We start from the raw sequence: 19,216 nt of genomic DNA, 5'->3' as shown, positions 1-19,216 counted from the left end.
TGTGTCCATGTTGAACAGGGTGGGCTTGATCATCCGCGGGTTGGCCGCCGCGCTGCTGGTTCTCGCTTCTGCGCATATGGCGGCGGCAGAGGAGCGGCGGCTTCCCGTGCCGGCCGTGTCGATCCGCGTCGGCGAGGTGATCAGGGACGATATGATCACGGAACGCGCCTTCGCGCCCAATCTGCTTGGCGTCGCCATGTTCATCGAGGGACGTCAGGTCCTGGTCGGACGCATGGCGCGGCGCACGCTGCTTCCCGGCCAACCGATCCCCACCAACGCGGTCGAGGATCCCTGGACCGTCGCTCGCGGCGCCATGGTCAAGGTCGTCGTCGAGGACAGCGGCCTGTCGATCGTGACGTACGGCTCGGCGATGCAGTCGGGCGCGGCCGGTGCGCTCATCCCGGTCCGAAACACCGACACCGGTGTGATCATCAGGGGCATCGTCCAACCGGACGGTACCGTCAAGGTCGTGGACGGATCATGATCAGGCTGCTGTTTGCGCTCGTCCTCATCGTCTCCGCGGCTGGCGCCCAGGCTGCCGTCCGCATCAAGGACATCGCGGACATCAAGGGATTGCGCGAAAACCAGATCGTGGGCTACGGCCTCGTCATCGGCCTGAACGGTACCGGCGACACGCTGCGCAACGCGCCGTTCACGGAGCAGTCGCTCCAGTCGATGCTCGAGAACATGGGCATCAACGTCAGGAACGAGGCCACCAGCACGAACAACCCCGCGCGGCCGACGACGCTGCGCACGCGCAACGTCGCCGCCGTGATGGTGACTGCGGACTTGCCGCCCTCGATCGCACCAGGCGAACGAATGGACGTGACCGTGTCATCGCTCGGCGATGCGACCTCGTTGCTCGGCGGCACGCTGGTGATGACGTCGCTGCGCGCCGCCGACGGCGCTGTCTATGCGGTGGCCCAGGGGGCCGTCACCGTCGCCGGCTACAGCGTGGGCGGCCAAGCGCAGAATGTCAGCCAGGGCACGCCGACCGCGGGACGCATCCCGAATGGTGCGCTGGTCGAGCGGGAAGTGCAGGGAAGTCTCCATGAAATGGAGTTCCTGGTGCTCGAGCTGAAGAACCCCGATTTCGTCACCGCAACGCGAATCCTCGATGCCATCAACCGCTACGCCGGCGGCCGCTATCGCGCGCAGATCGCCTTCGAGCGTGACTTCCGGACCATCGTGCTGTCCAAGCCGCGCTACATCGGTCCGGTGCGCTTTCTCGCCGAGATCGGTGAGCTGACCGTGGAGCCGGACACGCCGGCGCGGGTGGTGATCAACGAACGCACCGGCACGGTGGTGATCGGACGCGACGTGAGGATCTCGACGGTGGCGGTGACGCACGGCAATCTGACGGTACGCGTCACGGAGATGCCCGTGGTGTCGCAGCCGGCGCCGTTCTCGAAGGGGCAGACGGTCGTCGTTCCCCAGACCATCGTCGAGGCCAACGAGGCCGGTGCGCAGGTTGCGATTCTGAGCGGCGTCGACCTCCAGCGCCTGGTACGCGGGTTGAATCAGATCGGACTGAAGCCATCCGGCATCATCGCCATTCTCCAGGCGATCAAGACGGCCGGCGCGCTCCAGGCCGATGTCATCGTCCAATGAAGCATAAGCGTCGTGCAAGCTTGGTCGCTCAATGCTCTCATCTCGACCGAGAATCGCACGCCGCCCGATGCTGAAGCTGGATCACAAAGCACAAGTCCTCCTCCTGATCGCGGCCTCAGCGCTCGTGGGCGCTTCACCCGTGCTGGCGCTGGATGAGGCGAAGTCGTCAAAACCGCTCAACCTGCTCTCCTTCGCACGGGCGCGTGCCCCCGGTCCCCAGAAGCCGCACGCACCGGTCGCATCATTCCCGAGCGATACTGCGCCCGTCAGGGCAACGGCCTGGGCCGCGGAAGACACCGGGCCCGCGGTCACCGGCGCGGTGCCTGCTCCCGAGACTGCACCACCGCCATCGGCACCTGCGTCCGCGCCCGTGCGCCCGGCCAAGCCCGGCAGTGTCACCGCGCCGCCGAAACCGGCTTCGCCGGCTGCGGCCGCGCCTTTGGACAACGAGGTCGCGCTATTCTGCAGCAACGTCGCAGATCCGGCCGTCGACGCAAGGCTGGCCTGGCAGCTGAAGGAGCTGGAGAAAGCCGAGACCCAGCTCCGCGAGCGGATAGCGGAGGTCGAGGCCAAGCGCGCCGAGTACGAGCAGTGGATGGCCCTGCGCGACGAGTTCCTGAAGAAGGCCGAAGCGAGCGTTGTCGAAATCTATTCGCGGATGAAGCCGGAAGCTGCGGCCACCCAGATCGCGGGCATGGCGGACGAGACGGCCGCGGCGGTCCTCGCCAAGCTCAGCCCGAGGAGCTCGAGCGCGATCTTCAATGAGATGGATTCGGCTCGCGCGGCGCATCTCGCCGACCTGCTCGGCGGAATGCGTCGTGTCGATGACGGAAAGACGAGTAAATGAAGAAGCCGATCCTCATCCTGTCGCTCGTATTCCTTGCCGGATGCTCCCATGATCCGGCCGAGGTCCTGCTCGGTCCGCAAATGTCGCCCGTCGGTAGCGGCCTGAGGGCGCCGGCCGATCCTATCCCGGTGACGCCCCGCCTGCGCACGCCCGTCAGCTATCGCTCGACCTGGGACGACGGCACCGATCTCTACCGCGACCCGCGCGCCCGGCGCGTCGGCGACGTGGTGACGGTGATCATCTCGATGCAGGACAAGGCCAAGCTCGACAACAAGACGGACCGTTCGCGCGACTCGCAGATCAAGTTCGGCCTCGACTGGCTGATGGATGTTGCGGGATGGAACGACAAAGGCCAGACCAACGCCAACCTCAGCACCAACACCCAGATCAAGGGCAACGGCCAGATCGATCGCACCGAGGACATCAAGCTGTCCATCGCCGCCATCGTCACTGACGTATTGCCGAACGGCAATATGATGATCAGCGGGTCGCAGGAGTTTCGCGTCAACACGGAGATGCGCGTCCTCAATGTCGGCGGCATCGTGCGGCCGCGCGACATCTCGCGCGCCAACACGATCTCCTACGACAAGATCGCCGAGGCGCGCGTGTCCTATGGCGGCCGCGGAAATCTGTCTGATGTGCAGCAGCCTGGATGGGGACATCGGGTCTATGACGCCGTGGCGCCATTCTGACGCTGAGGCAGACCGGACCGCATCGTGGGGGCAGGGAACTTCATGCGCCTGATTGCAGCCATCGTGACCTTGACCCTGATCGCGATCGGCGCCGGCGCGGTCGCGGGTCTGCATCTTCTCGCGACAGCCGAACGCGTCGCCGACGCCAAAAAGAGCGCCACCCCGCCGCCGATCGCGTCGAGCTACGCCGGCAGTGCGCGGCTCAGGAAGCTGTCCCCGATCGTGACCAATCTCGCCGCGCCGGCCAACAACTGGGCGCGTATCGAAGCCTCCATGGTGACCGACAGCATGAGTGACGAAGACGCCGGTATTCTGGCCGCCCACATCAGCGAGGACATCGTCACCTATTTGCGATCGGCTTCGGCCTCGCAGTTCGAAGGCTCCCGCGGCCTCCAGCATCTCCGCGACGATCTCGCCGAGCGCGCCAACATCAGGTCGTCCGGCAAGGTCCGCGAGTTGATCATTGAGACGTTGGTGATCCAGTGAGAGTGAGAGTTCTGCTGCTCGCGTTGCTGCTGATCGTCCTGCCCGAGGTGGCGTTCGCCCAGATTCCGGACCTGAACTCGCTGTTGCCGCCGGGGAACGGCTCGACCAGCGGCCGGATCATCCAGCTGATGGCGCTGATCACGGTGCTCTCGGTGGCGCCGGGGCTGCTCATCATGGTGACGAGCTTCACGCGATTTGCCGTCGCGCTGTCGTTCCTGCGGGCCGGTCTCGGTCTGCAGACCACGCCGGCGAACCTGGTCCTGATCAGCCTGGCGCTGTTCATGACGTTCTACGTCATGGCCCCGACCTTCGACCGGGCCTGGGAGACCGGTGTCCAGCCGCTGATGAAGAACGAGATCTCGGAGGAGGAAGCCTATTTGCGGATCACCGATCCGTTCCGCGAATTCATGCTGGCCCATGTCCGCGAGAAGGACCTTCAGACCTTCGAGGCGCTCGCAGCGGAAAGCTTCCGCAAGAAGTTCGACGACAAGCGCATTGACATGCGCGTTATCATTCCGGCCTTCATGATCTCCGAGCTGCGGCGCTCGTTCGAGATCGGGTTTCTCATCATCCTGCCGTTCCTCGTCATCGATATGATCGTGGCGACGCTCACCATGTCGATGGGCATGATGATGATGCCGCCGACGATCCTCGCGCTGCCGTTCAAGATGCTGTTCTTCGTGCTGATCGACGGCTGGAATCTGCTGGCCTCCGGACTGGTTCGGTCGTTCTCTTAGCGGCCGCGATCGCCGGCCGACCGGCTGGTTATGGTTAGCGAGACGTACTGGCTTATGGTTAGCACGGAGTAATATTAACCATATGATATTGCTGCGAAATTCAAGCCGGCCTTAATCTGGAAGCAAGATTCGACGTGCTAGCAATGCGGCACGGCGGGTTGGACCCCACCCACATCAGTCCAAAGGCATGATGCCGCCCCTCCGTACCGGTGAAAGCCCGGTATGTCCCCTCGTGAAAAATGTAACGCGTACATAAAGGGACATTCGCAATGTCAAGCCTGCTTACGAACTCGACCGCCATGACTGCGCTCCAGACCCTGCGGTCTGTGAGCTCGCAGCTCTCCACCACGCAGACCCGGATCTCCACCGGCCAGCGCGTCTCGACCGCTTCGGACAACGCCGCCTACTGGTCGATTGCGACGTCGATGCGCTCCGACAACGCCGCGCTCTCCGCGGTCTCCGACTCGCTCGGTCTGTCGGCTGCGACCGTCGACACGCAGTACACCGCTCTGACCTCGACTATCGGTGACAAGGACTCCGGTCTGACCAAGCTCCAGTCGCTGCTGGTCGAAGCCAAGACCGCCGGTATCGACCGCACCAAGATCCAGGCAGACATCACTCAGATCCAGCTGCAGATGAAGAGCACGGCCAATGCCGCGACCTTCAACGGAATTAACTGGCTGAGCACGACGGCCACCACACCGGCGACCTTCAGCCTCGTGTCGTCGTACTCTCGTGTCGGCAGCACGCCCACCACCGGTTCCATCACAGTGACGACCGCCAACTACTCGCTCTATACGAGCACCCAGAGCGGCATCCTCGACACGCAGACCGCCGGTGTGTCGGTCGACAACATGTCGATCTCCGCGCTGACCGACTCGGCAGCTGACCAGACCACGCTCGATGGCTACATCGCGCAGGTCACCGCTGCGATCAACTCGGTGGCGTCGGCCGCCGCCAATCTCGGTGCCGTCAAGAACCGTATCTCGACCAACACGAATTTCGTGAAGTCGCTTATGGACTCCGTGGACCGCGGTGTCGGCCAGCTCGTCGACGCCGACATGAACCAGGAGTCCACGCGCCTGGCGGCCCTCCAGGTCCAGCAGCAGCTCGGGGTGCAGGCGCTCTCGATCGCCAACAACAGCAGCCAGAGCATCCTGTCGCTGTTCCGCTAAGTCTTGAACAATCTGGGGAGGGCCGCGCTTCTCGCGAAGCGCGGCCCTTTCGTTTGGCGTGACGTCCCGCGCACGCCGTAATTTCGGCTGGCCCTGTTGCAGTCGGGGCACAGAGCCACAAGCCTCGCACAAGCTTCGCTCGCTAACCTTGCCGTTACGACAGGTTGGGCCTTAACCCGCTTTTCCGGGCGCCCAAAGGCATGACGCCGCCCTGTCGTACCGGTGCAAGCCCGGTATGTCCCCAAACTCAATTCAATCTTCAAAGGGACATCAAAATGGGTTCTAGTCTCCTCACCAACTCGTCTGCAATGACCGCGTTGCAGACCCTCCGCAACGTCAGCTCGCAACTCGCCACCACGCAGAACCGGATCTCCACCGGTCAGCGCGTCTCGACCGCGTCTGACAATGCCGCCTACTGGTCGATCGCGACGTCGATGCGCTCCGACAACGCCGCGCTCTCCGCCGTCTCCGACTCGCTCGGTCTGTCGGCTGCGACCGTCGACACCGAATATACCGCTCTGACCTCGGTTATTGGCGACAAGGACTCCGGCCTGACCAAGCTCCAGGCACTGCTGGTCGAAGCCAAGACCGCGGGTATCGACCGCACCAAGATCCAGGCGGACATCACCCAGATCCAGCAGGATATGAAGCTCAAGGCCAACTCGGCGACCTTCAACGGAATTAACTGGCTGAGCACGACGGCCACCACACCGGCGACCTTCAATCTCGTGTCGTCGTACTCGCGTGTCGGCGGCACGCCCACCATCGGTTCCATCACCGTGACGACCGCCAACTTCTCGCTCTACACCTCGACCACGAGCGGCATCCTGGACACGCAGACCGCCGGCGTGTCGGTCGACAACATGTCCATCGCCGCGCTGACCGACTCGACGGCCGACCAGACCACGCTCGATGGCTACATCGCGCAGGTCACCACTGCGATCAACTCGGTGGCCTCGGCCGCCGCCAATCTCGGTGCCGTCAAGAACCGCATCGCGACCAACACGGAATTCGTGAAGACCCTGATGGACTCCGTGGACCGCGGTGTCGGCCAGCTCGTCGACGCGGACATGAATGCCGAATCGACCCGCCTCCAGGCCCTGCAGACCCAGCAGCAGCTCGGCGTTCAGGCGCTCTCGATCGCCAACCAGAACAGCCAGAGCATCCTGTCGCTGTTCCGCGGCGGTTAAGCAGAAGCATCGAAAACGACCGTGCTCCCTTCGGGAGCACGGTCCCCGCCGTGATTGGCGGATGTGACGGCACAAGACGTGCCTGCAATCGACCTCCTGACGCCAGACTTCATGCAGCACGCCGCAGCCGATCGCGCGGCCATGCGCCCGAGCGCCCGCTTGTTGCCACTGAACTGATTGCGTCACCCAAAGCTCTTGCAAAATTGCAACGCCTCACCCGCGAACTGACACATTCGTGTCCTCGCGCAACCTTCAGACAAGGTTCGCAGCGGAGTGTCCTCTACGTTCGCATTGGTACGAGGTCATATGCTCAGTCGTGCGCAGGTACAGCAACTGCTCAACAATCTGCTGGAGCTTGGGCCGCGACGCCTGATGGCCTTGGGATTGATCGGCTTTGCCGTTCTCGTCACCGTCGTCGGCGGCGCCTATTATCTGAGCCGGCCTGAGTTCGAAACGCTCTACACGGGCCTCACCCGCGAAGACGTGACGCGCATTGGCGCCGCGCTGCGCGAGCAGAACATCGCGTTCGACGTCAACGCGGCGGGGGATGCCATCTCGGTGCGGCCGAGCCAGACCATGCAGGCGCGCATGCTGCTCGCCGAGAAGGGGCTGCCGACCAGCGCCAACTCCGGCTACGAGCTGTTCGACAAGATCGGCTCGCTCGGCCTGACCTCGTTCATGCAGGAAGTCACCAAGCTTCGAGCCCTCGAAGGCGAAATCGCGCGCACAGTGCAGTTGATGAAGGGCGTCAAGGCTGCGCGGGTTCACATCGTGCTGCCGGTGCGCGGCTCGTTCCGTGCGACCCAGCAGCCGCCGTCTGCATCGGTCGTGCTGCGGACCGACGGAGCCATCGAGGCGCGCACGGCGCAGTCGATCCGTCATCTCGTGGCGGCTGCGATTCCCGGCATGAGTCGGGACAAGGTGACGGTGCTGGATGCCGACGGCTCCATGCTGCTTGCCGAGGAGGATGAGGCCAGCGCGGCGCCGACCAAGATGGCGAGCCTGCAGAAGATGGTCGGCGGGATGGTGCAGGAGAACATCCGCAAGGCGCTGACGCCGTATCTTGGCCTCGACAATTTCGAGGTCAGTGTCGCGCCGCAGCTTTCGACCGACAAGCGCCAGATCAACGAGACCGTCTACGATCCGGAGACGCGGGCCGAGCGCTCGGTCCGGAACGTCCGGGAGAAGGAATCCTCGCAGAACGCCGATCGTTCCACGCCGACAACCGTACAGCAGAACCTTCCGGACCAGCAGGTGAATGCCGGCGGCGGCAAGAATTCCAACGAGGAAAAGCAGCGCCGCGAGGACGTGACCAATTTCGAGGTCTCGTCCAAGACGACGACGACGGTCAGTGACGGCTACTCCGTCAAGAAACTCTTCATCGCCGTCCTGATCAATCGTGCACGGCTCGTCGCCGATCTCGGCGACAAGACCAACCAGGCCATCATCGACAGCAAGATCGCCGAGATCAGCCAGCTCGCGGCGACCGCCGGCGGTTTGGACAAGCAGCGCGGCGACCAGATCCAGGTGACGGCGGTCGACTTCATCGAGGGCTCGCGCGAGATAGCGCCGGTGCCGCCGATCGGCTTCGTCGAGATGCTGAACCGGCAGATGGGAAGCTTCATCAACGCGGTGACTATTCTGGCCGTTGCCACGATGCTGGTCTGGTTCGGCCTTCGGCCCGCGGTCAACGGAATCCTCACCCATCGTGCGCAGCAGGAGCAGACCGAAGCCGCAGAGATCGCCGAGCTTGAGGCTGCCGCCGCTCTCGCGCTGCCGGACAGCGAGGAAGCGGAGCTCAACCTGGTCGAAGACCTCGAAGGCAAGATGCAACGCACGCCGCAGAAGCGGCTCGAGCAGATCGTGCGGCTCGATCAGATGCAGGCAGCGGCGATCCTTAAAGACTGGATGCGTCGGGAGGAGGCGGCATGAACGCGGCAATCGGGAAGCTCCTTACGCAGTTCGACTCCAACGGCCGGACCAAGCCGCCCGAGAAGCCAAGAGTGCAGGAGTCGGTGGCGAGGCCGAAGGATGTCCGGCGCGAGCCGCAGCCTCAGGCTCAACCGCAGCCGCAGTCTCCTCCGCCTGCACCGAAGGCCGAGACCCCGCCGGTCAATCTGCTGGATGACGCCTATCGCCGCGGCTACGCCGCAGGTGTTGCCGAAGGCGATGCCAGGCTCGCCGAAGAGCGCGTCCGCAGCGCGATCAGGCTCGGCGAGGAGCGGGCCAAATGGTCCGACCAGCAGGCGGTCGCCATCGTGAATGGCTTTGCCGCGGCTTGCCGGGAGGTTGAAACCAACATCGCCAGCTCCGTTGCGCGCATCCTGCTCCCGTTCCTGACTGACGCGGTTCGCGACAAGGCGGTTGCCGCATTGGTCGAGCAGATCGCGGCACTGACCTCCAATTCACCCGTGCCGGTATTCAAGATCACGGGGCCGGGCGAGCTGCTCGACCTGGTCAGGACGCAGCTCGAAGCGGCCCGCCGAACCGGCATCGAGTACCAGGCCGCCGATACCCTCGAAATCCGCGTCGTCGCCGACCAGACTGTGATCGAGACCCAGATCTCGGCCTGGGCCGGGCGCCTGAAGGACGCGCGCCGGTAACATCAGATGGAAGAGGTCAAGCCAGAGCTCGTCATCATTCGGCGGCGCAGCGCCTTCGAAGATGGGGCACACAAGGGCGGCGTCTGGAAGATCGCTTACGCGGACTTCATGACCGCGATGATGGCGTTCTTCCTGGTCATGTGGCTGCTCAACGCGCTCAACCAGGACCAGAAGCAGGTCGTGGCGAGCTATTTCAACCCGATCAAGCTCGCCGAGAACGCGCCCGCGCCCAAGGGCCTCAAGGATCTCTCCAAGAAGGAACCGACGACGTTTGATGGTCAGGGCGGCAAGCGCCAGCCGGCCGGACCGAGCGAGGAGCGTCGCGGCGATTCGCCGACGGCCGAGAAGCCGCCGTTCTACGAAGAGAAGGTTCTGTTTCGCGATCCCTACGCCACGCTTGCCGAGATCGCGGCCAGCTCGAACCAGGCCTCGGGCCAGCGGCGCGCCGGCGCCTTGAACTCGGCAGAAGAGGACGGCCTCAAGGGCGGCGACGCCTATCGCGATCCGTTCGACCCCGGCTACTGGAAGCTGGCTCCGCAAGCGTCCGAGGACGCGGACCGGATCATCGAGAGCGAGGCCAAGCCGAATGCTTCCGCGCGCGAAAATCCGTCTGGAACAAATCAGGGCGAGCCGCAGCCCGCGCGCCGCGCCAAGGCGGATGATGCCGGCGGAAGCGTGGCGCCGAACGCGGAGGTCTCGTCCGCCAGCATGTCGCCACTGCTGCCGCCAGGACCAGCGCCCACATCACCCGCGCGCGAAGGTAGTGCGCAAGCAAGCGCGCAGGCAAATTCTCAAGCAAACTCCCAAGCCAGCGCTCAGGCCAGCGCCGCGCCGCCGCCCCGTCCGGCCGACGCCGCAAAGGACGCCGACCCGCGCAATCCCGCCCAGACCCAGCAGCCGACCGTCAAGCAGCTCCAGGCAGCGATCGCGGACGCGCTCTCGGACATCAAGGCCGGCGCAGGACCTGTCGCGGAGGTGCGCCAGGTCGAGGAAGGCCTCTTGGTCAGCCTCACTGATGATGCGAGCTTCGGCATGTTCGCTGTCGGCTCGGCCGAGCCGCGTCCCGAGCTCATCCGCGTGATCGACAAGATCGGGCCGCTGCTGACGAAACGCCCCGGCACGATCATCGTCCGTGGCCACACCGACAATCGCCCCTATAAGTCGGACACCTACGACAATTGGCGGCTGTCGACGGCGCGCGCGCAGATGGCCTATTACATGCTGGTGCGCTCTGGGGTCGATGCGCAGCGGATCGAGCATGTCGAAGGCTACGCCGACCGGCGGCCAAAACTCCCGAACGATCCGGCTGCCGCGCAAAACCGCAGGATCGAAATCCTGATCCGGGAGAAGCGTCCTTGATCAGGTCGCGCATCCTAACTGCGCTCGTGATGCTGCAAGCGATCGTCGCGACGGGCGCGCTTGCCGATCCGGCACCGTCGTCGGGCGAGCCGTACGAGCTTGTGCGATCATTGCAGGCGGTGCAGGACGGCATCGCCAACGGCGACACTGCCGCGCATGGCAACCATCTCGCGCTGATCCGGCAGATCGGTGAAAAATTTCTCGCCGCTGACGCGAGCGTGTGGAGCAATCCGCAGAACGGTCAGGCAGTTGTCATCTATCTGCTCAGCGGCGGCGCGCCGCAAGTCGTCCGCAAGTTGCCGCGTGACAAGCTGAACGTCGACGAACGCCTGTTCAACGGTGCGCTGGCCTATGTCGAGGGGCGGCAGGACGAGGCCCGGGAGCTGCTCAAGGACTTCAGGCCGCGCGCGATCCCGTCGAGCATGGCCGGACAGGTCGCGCTGGTGCAGGGTGCGCTGCTCGCGCACTCCGATGCGTCGGTGGCGATCGAGCGACTCGACGACGCGCGCCTCTTGCTGCCCGGCACGCTGGTGGAGGAGGCGGCGCTGCGGCGCGAGATCCTCCTGGTCGGGCAGGCGGAGGATTTCGACAAGTTCGAGTTCCTGACGCTCGCCTATATCCGCCACTATCGCAACTCCATCTATGCCGGCGATTTCTGGCAGCGCTTCTCCTCGGGCCTGACGCAGTCGAGCCTCGCACTGGACGAGCGCCGCTTTGCGCGGATCGTCGCCCTGCTGGAGCAGATCGACCGATCGAGCCGCCTCAAGCTCTATTTGGTGATCGCGCGCGCCGGACTCGTACGCGGCCGGCTTGCCGTGACCCGGCTTGCCGGCGAGCGGGCGTTGGCGCTCAGTCCGGACATCGGAGCAGATCGAGAACGCGCCCACTTCTTCCGTGGTGCGGCCCGTGTGCTCACCGACGAATATGACGGCGGCCTCGCCGAGCTGAAGGCGCTCGACAGGTCGAAGCTGCCCGAACGCGACGTTCTGCTTTTGAATGCAACGCTCCAGCTCGCCCTCGATGTCCGCAAGCCGATTCTGGGCCCGTCCGCCGATGTCGCCGCCGACAAGCCGCCGCCCACTCCGGCGCGTCTCGATCTCGCCTCGTCGACCGCGACGCTTGCGCGCGCCCGGAAGCAGCTCGGCGAGCTGGATCTTCTCACCAAGGATCGCCGTCCATGACCAAGCTCAACGGAACCTCCGGACAGCTTTTTGCCGGACTCGCCGAAAGCATCAATACGCGCGGCGCGACCCGCTCTGCCAAGAGCACCGCGGCGAAGTCGACCGAGGATTCGTCGTTTCACGATCTGCTCCACACCGTCTCGAATCTGGCGAAACGAGCGTTGAACGACCAGGGCACCGACGGGGCCGGAAAGGCGGGACCGCTGCGCGCGCGCCTGACGCAACCGACCGAGCACGACAAGCCGAGGGACGGGACGGTGCATGAACGCACCGAGGCCGCCGAGGAGCCCACATCGTCCGACAAGTCGGCGGATAAGTCGTCGAACAAGAGTTCGATCGATCAGGTCGCGAAGGTGGAGGTCGACAGCCGGTTGAGCCTTCTCACGGCCGTTGGGCAGGAGCTCGCTGCCGCGCCCGCGATGAAGCCGTCGACCCAACTGCCGTCGGGCGACAAGAAAGACACGTCAGCGCGAGACGAGCGATCCTCCGCCCCGGGGCGCGACGTTCAGAGTGCGAGCATGGCGAAGGCGACAACGTCCGATCTCGCTCCGTCTGCCGCGACTCCATCCGGCACGCGCTCGCTGGTGGCGGCTTCGCAGGCGACATCACTGCAAGGCAGCGAGGTTCCGCCGAAAGCAATGCCCACCGCGCCCGGCTTCGAAGCCGTTACGGCTAATGTGGAACGCGCTGCAAAGGCATCGGCGCGGGACGTGTTGCCCGAGGCGACCAAGGTCACGGTGGTTCAGCAGGAGACCCATCTGCCGCCCGTGCCGCAATTCAGCGCGACCCAGCAGGTCGCGAACGCGGTCGTGTCGGAGCTGAAGAGTTCGCCCGCGGCATCGACATCCGCAGCGCCGGACCTCGCGGCGTCCCAGAGCAATGCACCCGATCAGCCGCTGAAGATCCTGACCATCAATCTCGAGCCTCCCGCGCTCGGTAACGTCACCGTGCGGCTTCGCCTGGTCGGCACGGAGGTGTCCGTCCATCTCGCCGCAGAACGCAAGGATACGAGCCAGATGCTGGATCAGCAGCGCGACTCGATCCGCGAACTCATGCAGTCGGCGGGGTACGTCGCCGATGTCGCGCCGGTCCAGCATGGTTCGCTCGATGGATTCCAGGCGGGCTCCGGCCAGTCGCAATCGCAGCTTTCGGGACAACAACAGTCGCCGCAGTCGCAGAGCGCCTTCAACGGCTCCAGCACGTCGTCCGGTCAATCCGAGGGCGGAGCGAGGCAGGACCGGCAGGAGCGCCAACCCAATCAGGAGACGCGTCATGACCAGGACGTGGCGCCGCAGATTCGTCGCGGCCCTGTTTATCTGTAGCGCGGGCGCAGCCGAGGCGGCGACCGACAACGCGCGCTCTTGCGAGCGCGAAATGGCGCGTGCGGCCCAGCAGCACGGAATTCCGCTCGGCATTCTCTATGCCATCGGTCTGACTGAGACCGGCCGTCGCGGCGCGCTCTACCCCTATGCGCTGGGCGCAGAGGGACAGACCGTGTTCGCCAAGGACATGGATGATGCGATCTCGAATTTCGAGGCGATGCGGCACAAGGGGATCAAGCTGATCGATCTCGGCTGCATGCAGATCAACCATCACTATCACGGCGACAAGTTCGCTTCGGTGCGGGCGATGTTCGATCCCGCCAAGAACGTCGACTACGCCGCGCGCTTTCTGAAAGAACTGAAGCTGCGCGAGGGAAGCTGGACCATGGCGGTCGCGCGCTACAATGCAGGACCCAACAACCAGCCGGCGCAGAAGCGCTACGTCTGTCACATCGTCGCTCATCTCATCTCCAGCGGCTTCGGTGCGTGGACCGATAAGGCGCGCTCGTTCTGTCAGCCCAAGACTACCTGAAATGACAACATGAAGTTGTGCATCGCCAATTGCCATCAGCCCCGCGCAAGCAAGAACCCTCATTGTAACGACAACCTACCAAAGGAGCCCAATCCATGAGCCTGTATGGTGTGATGCGCACCGGCGTTTCCGGGATGAATGCGCAGTCCAACAAGCTGTCGACGGTCTCGGACAACATCGCGAACGTCAACACGGTCGGCTACAAGCGGGCTTCGACGGAGTTCTCCTCGCTGATACTGAAGAGCGGCTCCGGCAATTATGATTCCGGCGCGGTCGAGACCACGGTCCGCTACGCCATCTCCGATGCCGGCAACTACCAGTTCACGACCTCGACGACGGATCTCGCGGTCCAGGGCAACGGCTTCTTCGTCGTGCAGGATGCGAACGGCAACAACTTCCTGACCCGCGCAGGCGCCTTCGTGCCCGACAGCACGGGTAACCTCGTCAATGCCGCCGGCTTCCAGCTGATGGGCTACAACATCGCGAACGGTGCCGTGCCCAACGTCGCCGCCAATGGCTTCGGCGGCCTCCAGGTCATCAACGTCAACCAGATGGCGCTCCAGGCTTCGGCCTCGACCAAGGCGACGGTCGCCGCCAATCTGGCTCCTGCTCCGAGCGCGGCCAATCTGACGGCCCCGGCCGGACCGGCCAATTATACGTCCAAGACGTCCATGGTGACCTACGACAATATCGGCAATCCCGTGACGCTCGACGTCTATCTTGCCCAGACCGCGACGGATACCTGGGATATCCAGGTCTACCAGGGAGGGTCGCTGCTTCCACCGACCGGCCCCAGTACCACGTTCACCTTCGACACGACGGCCGCCGGCAAGGGTGCGCTGGCCGCGGCGAGCACGAAGTCGCTTTCGTTTAACGTTCCCAGTGCCGGCGGTTCGACTTACCCCTTCACAATGGACCTCTCGGCCATGACGCAGGTCGCCTCCGCTTTCGACTTCAAGGCGACGGTTGACGGTAACGCTCCATCTGCGGTCGAGAAGGTCAACATCGACGACAAGGGCGTGGTCACCGCCGTCCTGAAGAACGGCACCGAGCTGCCGAGCTTTCAGATCGCGCTCGCCACTGTTCCGAGCCCGGACCATCTGACCCCTGAAGTCGGCAATGTCTATTCGCCGAACCTGGATTCCGGAAACGTCCAGGTCGGCCTCGCCGGCCAGGGCGGCCTCGGCACCATCAAATCCGGCGCGCTGGAAGACTCCAACGTCGATCTCGCCGACGAATTGACCTCGATGATCGAGGCGCAGCGCGGCTTCACCGCGAACTCGAAATCGTTCCAGACCGGCGCCGACTTGCTGGACGTGGTCGTCAACCTGAAGCGCTGAGTCCTGCAGCGCTGGTCCCCGGCAAGAGCAAATCATGAATCTCACCGCCGCTCTCGAATCCGCTCGCTCCTCGCTGATGGCGTCGGGCATCCAGTCGTCGGTCGTCTCGCGCAACATCGCCGGTGCCAGCTCCGCCGGCTATTCGCGCAAGATTGCCGTGTTGGACAACCTCCCCGGGACCGGTGTCTATGTGGCGGCGATCCAGCGCGCCGCCAGCTCGGGTCTCTACAACAACGTCCTGATCGCGACCTCGTCGTCGGCCAAGCAGACCGCGATCTATGACGGTCTCCAGAAGATCGCATCTGCCACGGTGGACGATCCGGAGCTCGACCAGTCGCCGACGGCGCAGCTCAATGCGCTGAAGCAGGCGCTCCAGCAATATGCCAACGCCCCGGACAACACCACGCTGGCGCAGGCGGCGGTCACGTCCGCCAAGGACATGGCGACCGCACTCAACCAGGCGACCCAGACCGTGCAGTCGGTCCGTGAGGGCGCGGATGCCGACATGAAGACGTCGGTTCAGAACATCAACCGGTTGCTCTCTCAGTTCCAGACCGTGAACACCGCGATCGTGAAGGGCACGATCTCCGGCGACGACATCACCGACTACCTCGACCAGCGCGACAGCATCGTCTCGCAGCTGTCGCAGGAGCTCGGCGTCACGATGTCGATCCGTACCAATGGAGACGCGGCGCTCTACACCGACAGCGGCGCCGTCCTGTTCGACAAGACGGCGCGTACGGTGAGCTTCACGTCCACCAACGTCTATACGGCCGGCACGACGGGCAATGCGGTCTATATCGACGGCGTGCCGGTGACCGGCGCCAATTCGGTGATGCCGCTGAAGTCGGGCAAGCTCGCGGGCCTCGCTCAGCTGCGCGACCAGGACACCGTCACCTATCAGAGCCAGCTCGATGAAATCGCGCGCGGACTGATCAATACTTTCAGGGAAAGCGATCAATCGGGCGCGTCGCTGCCCGACGTTCCCGGTCTCTTCACCTATCCCGGCGCGCCGGCGATGCCCGCGAGCGCCACCGTCTCGGTGGGGCTTGCCGGCGCGATCTCGGTTGCCGCATCGGTCGATCCGGCCCAGGGCGGCAACCCCAATCTGCTGCGCGACGGCGCGATCAGCGGCAACGTCGCATACCAATACAACACCGCCGGCAACGCCGGCTACTCGGCCCGGCTGCAGCAGCTCATCGGCGGCATGGATGCGTCGCAGCCGTTCGATGCAACCACGCAGGGCAAGCCGAGCGGCAGCTTGATCGACTTTGCGTCGTCGTCGACGAGCTGGATCGAAAACCAGCGCAAGACTGCGGACTCCAACGTGACCTACCAGAAAACGCTGCTCGACCGCAGCACCGCGGCGCTTTCCAACGTCGCCGGCGTCAACATGGACGACGAGATGTCCCTGATGCTTCAGGTCGAGCGCACCTATTCGGCGTCGTCGAAGATCATTTCGACCGTCGACGAAATGCTGCAGAGCCTGCTGGCTGCCGTGGGGAACTAAGTCATGATGAGCGCGAACTACATCTCGACCCTGATGCTGTCTTCGTCGTTGAGGTCCTCGATCACGAACAACCAGGCTGCGCTGAGCAAGGCGTCGAAGGAGGCGACCACCGGCCGCTTCGCCGATGTCGGCCTCGAGCTTGGTGCCACGACGGGAGGCGACCTCACCTTGCGGGCGGATATGAGCTTCGCCGATCAGCTCGTCGATACCAACGGGCTCGTCTCGGGACGTCTGGCCGTGACCCAGGACCGCATCACCCAGCTCAGCAAGACTGCAACGGACTTCCTCAAGGATCTGATCGCGGCCCGCAGCACCGACGGCGGCGGGCGGATCATCCTGCCGCCTGCGTCCTCCAACCTCCAGGACCTGATCGGCGCGCTGAACGTCTCCTATAACGGCTCGAATCTTTTCTCGGGCATCAACACGCAGAACACGCCGATCACGGCTTATACCGCGGGCTCGGCCAGCAAGAACCGGGTCGACGCCGACTTCCTTGCGACCTTCGGCTTCTCGCAATCCTCGGCCAGCGTGAGCAGCATCACCCCGGCTCAGATGCAGACCTTTCTCGACACCACTTTCGATGCCGAGTTCGCGAGCCCGGCCTGGAACACCAATTGGTCGTCGGCCACCGATCAGGTCATGCAAAGCCGTATCTCCACGACCGAGGTCGCCGATACCTCCGTGAGCGCCAACCAGACGGGCTTCCGCAAGCTCGCCGAGGCGTACACCATGATGGCCGATCTCGGGAATGCGAACCTGGACCAAGCGACGTTCCAGGTCGTCGTGGACAAGGCCATCGGTCTCGTCGGAAACGCCATCACTGACCTCGCTACGCTCGGCGGCAATATCGGCACGATCCAGCAGCGGATCACCTCCGCAACCGACAAGCTCAAGACGCAGCAGGACATTCTGAACAATCAGATCGTCGGTATGGAGCAGGTCGATCCGGCGGAAGCGTCGGTGCGCGTCAATGCACTGCAGACCCAGATCCAGACAGCGCTCGCGCTGACGTCGCAGCTGCAGAAGATCAGCCTCATCAACTATCTCTGAGCCAAGGGCTCTCAAGGCTCGTAACCTTTGTCTCGTTATTCGATTTCCTGCGCAGAGTGGTCCTGATGACGTTTGAAGCCTATGAAGCGGTCGTCGATGAGAGCGGCTATGAGGCGAGGGGCCGCGAGCGCCAGGCGCTCAGTCTCGGCATCGACCGGCTGGAGCGGATCCAGAAGGGGCGCTTCAGCCTCGAGGACCTGGTCGAGAGCCTGCTCTATGTCCGGCGGCTGTGGACGATCTTCATCGAGGATCTCGCGCATCCGGAAAACGGGCTTCCCGAGAAGCTGCGCGCCGACATCATCTCGATCGGCTTGTGGGTGGTCAAGGAAGCCGATCGTCTTCGCGAAGAGAGGTCGAACGACGTGATGCAGCTCATCGAAATCAACCGCCTGATCCGAGACGCTCTTTGATGAAGATCTCCTTGCGCGCAGGCGAACGGATCTACATCAACGGCGCGGTGCTTCGCGTGGACCGTAAGGTCTCCGTCGAGCTCGTCAACGACGTGATGTTTCTGCTCGAAGGGCAGGTCATGCAGGCCTCCGACGCCACCACGGCGATGCGGCAGCTCTATTTCATCGTCCAGCTCATGCTGATGAACCCGACCGACATCCGGGACGCCGCCGCGCTCTATGGTCAGCATCACGCGGCCTTGTGTGCTGTCTGCGAGAGCCGCGAGATGCTGGACGGGCTTGCCGCGATCGACAAACTGGTCGGGGCGACCCGCTACTTCGAGGCGCTGAAAAGGATCCGGGCGCTGTTCCCGGTGGAGCAGGCCATCCTGGCCGGCGCCACCACCGAGACCCCATTCGAGGCTGCCTGACAGCGGAGAGGCCAAATGAACGTCACCAGCGCGACCGATAGCACCAGCAAGTCGTCCAGTTCGACCAGCTCCACCACGTCCACGTCGAGCACCGGAGTCGACTACAACACGTTTCTTCAGCTTCTCATCGCCGAGATGAAGAACCAGGATCCGACCAATCCGATGGACACCTCGCAATATATGAGCCAGTTTGCGCAGCTCTCGTCGGTCGAGCAGGCGATGCAGACCAACACGAAGCTCGATGCGCTGCTGTCCTCGCAGTCACTGTCGCAGGCCGACGGACTGATCGGAAAGACCGTCAGTTTCACCGACTCGACCGGTGCGACCTTTACCGGGAAGGTCGCTTCGATCTCCATCAACAGCGACGGCTCGATCGCCACCCTCGAAAACGGCACGAAAGTCGCCGTCGGGCCCGGGCTCACGATCAGCTAGCCATGAACGAGCGGGATGCCCTCGACATCGTCCAGGCGGCGATCTGGACGATCATCGTCGCCTCCGGACCCGCGGTCGGCGCGGCGATGCTGGTCGGCACCATCATCGCGCTGATCCAGGCGCTCACCCAGATCCAGGAAGTGACGCTGACATTCGTTCCGAAGATCATCGTCATCCTCTTGGTCGTGGCCGTCTCCGGTTCCTTCATCGGGGCGCATCTCTCCACTTTCACCGAGATGGTCTATTCGCGGATCGAGCACGGCTTCTGATCCGCAGGGCGTCCGGCCACCACCCTCGCGTAAGCTTTGCGCGGCAGATTGCAGACCGGA

At 64.1% G+C, this 19,216-nt stretch carries 21 protein-coding genes; all 21 read left to right on the top strand.

Annotation, left to right across the window (positions count from 1 at the left end; all coding sequences use genetic code 11):
* Positions 1 to 7: 7 nt before the first annotated feature.
* The 21 genes from flgA to fliQ all read left to right on the top strand — a co-directional run bounded on the left by flgA (position 8) and on the right by fliQ (position 19,156).
* Positions 8 to 484: a flagellar basal body P-ring formation chaperone FlgA gene (flgA, locus tag AYJ54_RS35375; protein WP_082906005.1), complete on the top strand. Its 477-nt coding sequence runs from the start codon at positions 8 to 10 to the stop codon at positions 482 to 484.
* A complete protein-coding gene (flgI, locus tag AYJ54_RS35370) occupies positions 481 to 1,611 on the top strand; it encodes a flagellar basal body P-ring protein FlgI (RefSeq protein WP_063706459.1) in 1,131 nt (376 codons plus the stop codon). Before flgA ends, flgI begins: the two co-directional genes overlap by 4 nt.
* Before the next feature lie 67 nt (positions 1,612 to 1,678).
* On the top strand, positions 1,679 to 2,458 hold the full coding sequence (locus AYJ54_RS35365) for a MotE family protein (RefSeq protein ID WP_063706457.1): 780 nt from the start codon (positions 1,679 to 1,681) through the stop codon (positions 2,456 to 2,458).
* On the top strand, positions 2,455 to 3,150 hold the full coding sequence (gene flgH / locus AYJ54_RS35360) for a flagellar basal body L-ring protein FlgH (RefSeq protein WP_063706455.1): 696 nt from the start codon (positions 2,455 to 2,457) through the stop codon (positions 3,148 to 3,150). The genes AYJ54_RS35365 and flgH overlap by 4 nt, the downstream gene beginning before the upstream one ends.
* 42 nt (positions 3,151 to 3,192) lie before the next feature.
* On the top strand, positions 3,193 to 3,636 hold the full coding sequence (locus AYJ54_RS35355; RefSeq protein WP_063706452.1) for a flagellar basal body-associated FliL family protein: 444 nt from the start codon (positions 3,193 to 3,195) through the stop codon (positions 3,634 to 3,636).
* Positions 3,633 to 4,373 (top strand): flagellar type III secretion system pore protein FliP, encoded by a 741-nt coding sequence (fliP, locus tag AYJ54_RS35350; protein ID WP_063706450.1) that lies wholly within the window; start codon positions 3,633 to 3,635, stop codon positions 4,371 to 4,373. Before AYJ54_RS35355 ends, fliP begins: the two co-directional genes overlap by 4 nt.
* Before the next feature lie 269 nt (positions 4,374 to 4,642).
* Positions 4,643 to 5,548: a flagellin N-terminal helical domain-containing protein gene (locus tag AYJ54_RS35345; RefSeq protein WP_063706448.1), complete on the top strand. Its 906-nt coding sequence runs from the start codon at positions 4,643 to 4,645 to the stop codon at positions 5,546 to 5,548.
* Positions 5,549 to 5,823: 275 nt separating this feature from the next.
* Positions 5,824 to 6,738, top strand: coding sequence for a flagellin N-terminal helical domain-containing protein (locus AYJ54_RS35340; RefSeq protein WP_063706446.1), 915 nt, complete (start codon positions 5,824 to 5,826; stop codon positions 6,736 to 6,738).
* 306 nt (positions 6,739 to 7,044) lie between these two features.
* On the top strand, positions 7,045 to 8,670 hold the full coding sequence (fliF, locus tag AYJ54_RS35335; protein ID WP_063706444.1) for a flagellar basal-body MS-ring/collar protein FliF: 1,626 nt from the start codon (positions 7,045 to 7,047) through the stop codon (positions 8,668 to 8,670).
* The gene (locus AYJ54_RS35330) at positions 8,667 to 9,341 is read left to right on the top strand and encodes a hypothetical protein (protein WP_063706442.1); all 675 of its coding nucleotides are present in this window, start codon (positions 8,667 to 8,669) and stop codon (positions 9,339 to 9,341) included. The genes fliF and AYJ54_RS35330 overlap by 4 nt, the downstream gene beginning before the upstream one ends.
* 6 nt (positions 9,342 to 9,347) lie before the next feature.
* Entirely contained in the window at positions 9,348 to 10,700 is a 1,353-nt protein-coding gene (locus AYJ54_RS35325) for a MotB family protein (protein ID WP_063706440.1), read from the top strand.
* Positions 10,697 to 11,881, top strand: a complete 1,185-nt coding sequence (locus AYJ54_RS35320) for a chemotaxis protein (protein WP_063706438.1) — start codon at positions 10,697 to 10,699, stop codon at positions 11,879 to 11,881. The genes AYJ54_RS35325 and AYJ54_RS35320 overlap by 4 nt, the downstream gene beginning before the upstream one ends.
* Positions 11,878 to 13,203 (top strand): flagellar hook-length control protein FliK, encoded by a 1,326-nt coding sequence (gene fliK, locus AYJ54_RS35315; protein WP_063706436.1) that lies wholly within the window; start codon positions 11,878 to 11,880, stop codon positions 13,201 to 13,203. The genes AYJ54_RS35320 and fliK overlap by 4 nt, the downstream gene beginning before the upstream one ends.
* On the top strand, positions 13,154 to 13,735 hold the full coding sequence (locus AYJ54_RS35310) for a transglycosylase SLT domain-containing protein (RefSeq protein WP_063706434.1): 582 nt from the start codon (positions 13,154 to 13,156) through the stop codon (positions 13,733 to 13,735). The genes fliK and AYJ54_RS35310 overlap by 50 nt, the downstream gene beginning before the upstream one ends.
* A gap of 95 nt (positions 13,736 to 13,830) precedes the next feature.
* Positions 13,831 to 15,075 (top strand): flagellar hook protein FlgE, encoded by a 1,245-nt coding sequence (locus AYJ54_RS35305; RefSeq protein WP_063706432.1) that lies wholly within the window; start codon positions 13,831 to 13,833, stop codon positions 15,073 to 15,075.
* Between the two features lie 34 nt (positions 15,076 to 15,109).
* The gene (gene flgK / locus AYJ54_RS35300) at positions 15,110 to 16,585 is read left to right on the top strand and encodes a flagellar hook-associated protein FlgK (RefSeq protein WP_063706429.1); all 1,476 of its coding nucleotides are present in this window, start codon (positions 15,110 to 15,112) and stop codon (positions 16,583 to 16,585) included.
* 3 nt (positions 16,586 to 16,588) lie between these two features.
* On the top strand, positions 16,589 to 17,635 hold the full coding sequence (locus AYJ54_RS35295; RefSeq protein ID WP_063706427.1) for a flagellar hook-associated family protein: 1,047 nt from the start codon (positions 16,589 to 16,591) through the stop codon (positions 17,633 to 17,635).
* Between the two features lie 65 nt (positions 17,636 to 17,700).
* A complete protein-coding gene (gene flaF, locus AYJ54_RS35290; RefSeq protein ID WP_063706425.1) occupies positions 17,701 to 18,045 on the top strand; it encodes a flagellar biosynthesis regulator FlaF in 345 nt (114 codons plus the stop codon).
* Positions 18,045 to 18,455: a flagellar biosynthesis repressor FlbT gene (gene flbT, locus AYJ54_RS35285; protein ID WP_063706424.1), complete on the top strand. Its 411-nt coding sequence runs from the start codon at positions 18,045 to 18,047 to the stop codon at positions 18,453 to 18,455. The genes flaF and flbT overlap by 1 nt, the downstream gene beginning before the upstream one ends.
* A 15-nt stretch (positions 18,456 to 18,470) precedes the next feature.
* The gene (gene flgD / locus AYJ54_RS35280) at positions 18,471 to 18,887 is read left to right on the top strand and encodes a flagellar hook assembly protein FlgD (protein WP_063706423.1); all 417 of its coding nucleotides are present in this window, start codon (positions 18,471 to 18,473) and stop codon (positions 18,885 to 18,887) included.
* A 2-nt stretch (positions 18,888 to 18,889) separates the two neighbouring features.
* Positions 18,890 to 19,156, top strand: coding sequence for a flagellar biosynthesis protein FliQ (fliQ, locus tag AYJ54_RS35275; RefSeq protein WP_027556656.1), 267 nt, complete (start codon positions 18,890 to 18,892; stop codon positions 19,154 to 19,156).
* Positions 19,157 to 19,216 lie beyond the last annotated feature (60 nt).

The organism is Bradyrhizobium centrolobii, assembly GCF_001641635.1.
In the GTDB taxonomy this organism is placed as follows: Bacteria; Pseudomonadota; Alphaproteobacteria; order Rhizobiales; family Xanthobacteraceae; genus Bradyrhizobium; species Bradyrhizobium centrolobii.
Note: the sequence above shows the minus strand (reverse complement) of the source record. Positions and strands in the feature narration are given on the sequence as shown.

Bases quoted from the DNA above. Each gene is read 5' to 3' on its own strand.
- flgI (WP_063706459.1), top strand. From the start codon at position 481: ATGATCAGGCTGCTGTTTGCGCTCGTCCTCATCGTCTCCGCGGCTGGC.
- AYJ54_RS35310 (WP_063706434.1), top strand. From the start codon at position 13,154: ATGACCAGGACGTGGCGCCGCAGATTCGTCGCGGCCCTGTTTATCTGT.
- flgD (WP_063706423.1), top strand. From the start codon at position 18,471: ATGAACGTCACCAGCGCGACCGATAGCACCAGCAAGTCGTCCAGTTCG.
- flbT (WP_063706424.1), top strand. From the start codon at position 18,045: ATGAAGATCTCCTTGCGCGCAGGCGAACGGATCTACATCAACGGCGCG.
- flgA (WP_082906005.1), top strand. From the start codon at position 8: ATGTTGAACAGGGTGGGCTTGATCATCCGCGGGTTGGCCGCCGCGCTG.
- flgK (WP_063706429.1), top strand. From the start codon at position 15,110: ATGAATCTCACCGCCGCTCTCGAATCCGCTCGCTCCTCGCTGATGGCG.
- AYJ54_RS35330 (WP_063706442.1), top strand. From the start codon at position 8,667: ATGAACGCGGCAATCGGGAAGCTCCTTACGCAGTTCGACTCCAACGGC.
- AYJ54_RS35305 (WP_063706432.1), top strand. From the start codon at position 13,831: ATGAGCCTGTATGGTGTGATGCGCACCGGCGTTTCCGGGATGAATGCG.
- flaF (WP_063706425.1), top strand. From the start codon at position 17,701: ATGACGTTTGAAGCCTATGAAGCGGTCGTCGATGAGAGCGGCTATGAG.
- AYJ54_RS35345 (WP_063706448.1), top strand. From the start codon at position 4,643: ATGTCAAGCCTGCTTACGAACTCGACCGCCATGACTGCGCTCCAGACC.
- AYJ54_RS35340 (WP_063706446.1), top strand. From the start codon at position 5,824: ATGGGTTCTAGTCTCCTCACCAACTCGTCTGCAATGACCGCGTTGCAG.
- AYJ54_RS35365 (WP_063706457.1), top strand. From the start codon at position 1,679: ATGCTGAAGCTGGATCACAAAGCACAAGTCCTCCTCCTGATCGCGGCC.
- AYJ54_RS35325 (WP_063706440.1), top strand. From the start codon at position 9,348: ATGGAAGAGGTCAAGCCAGAGCTCGTCATCATTCGGCGGCGCAGCGCC.
- fliK (WP_063706436.1), top strand. From the start codon at position 11,878: ATGACCAAGCTCAACGGAACCTCCGGACAGCTTTTTGCCGGACTCGCC.
- flgH (WP_063706455.1), top strand. From the start codon at position 2,455: ATGAAGAAGCCGATCCTCATCCTGTCGCTCGTATTCCTTGCCGGATGC.
- AYJ54_RS35295 (WP_063706427.1), top strand. From the start codon at position 16,589: ATGATGAGCGCGAACTACATCTCGACCCTGATGCTGTCTTCGTCGTTG.
- fliF (WP_063706444.1), top strand. From the start codon at position 7,045: ATGCTCAGTCGTGCGCAGGTACAGCAACTGCTCAACAATCTGCTGGAG.
- fliQ (WP_027556656.1), top strand. From the start codon at position 18,890: ATGAACGAGCGGGATGCCCTCGACATCGTCCAGGCGGCGATCTGGACG.
- AYJ54_RS35355 (WP_063706452.1), top strand. From the start codon at position 3,193: ATGCGCCTGATTGCAGCCATCGTGACCTTGACCCTGATCGCGATCGGC.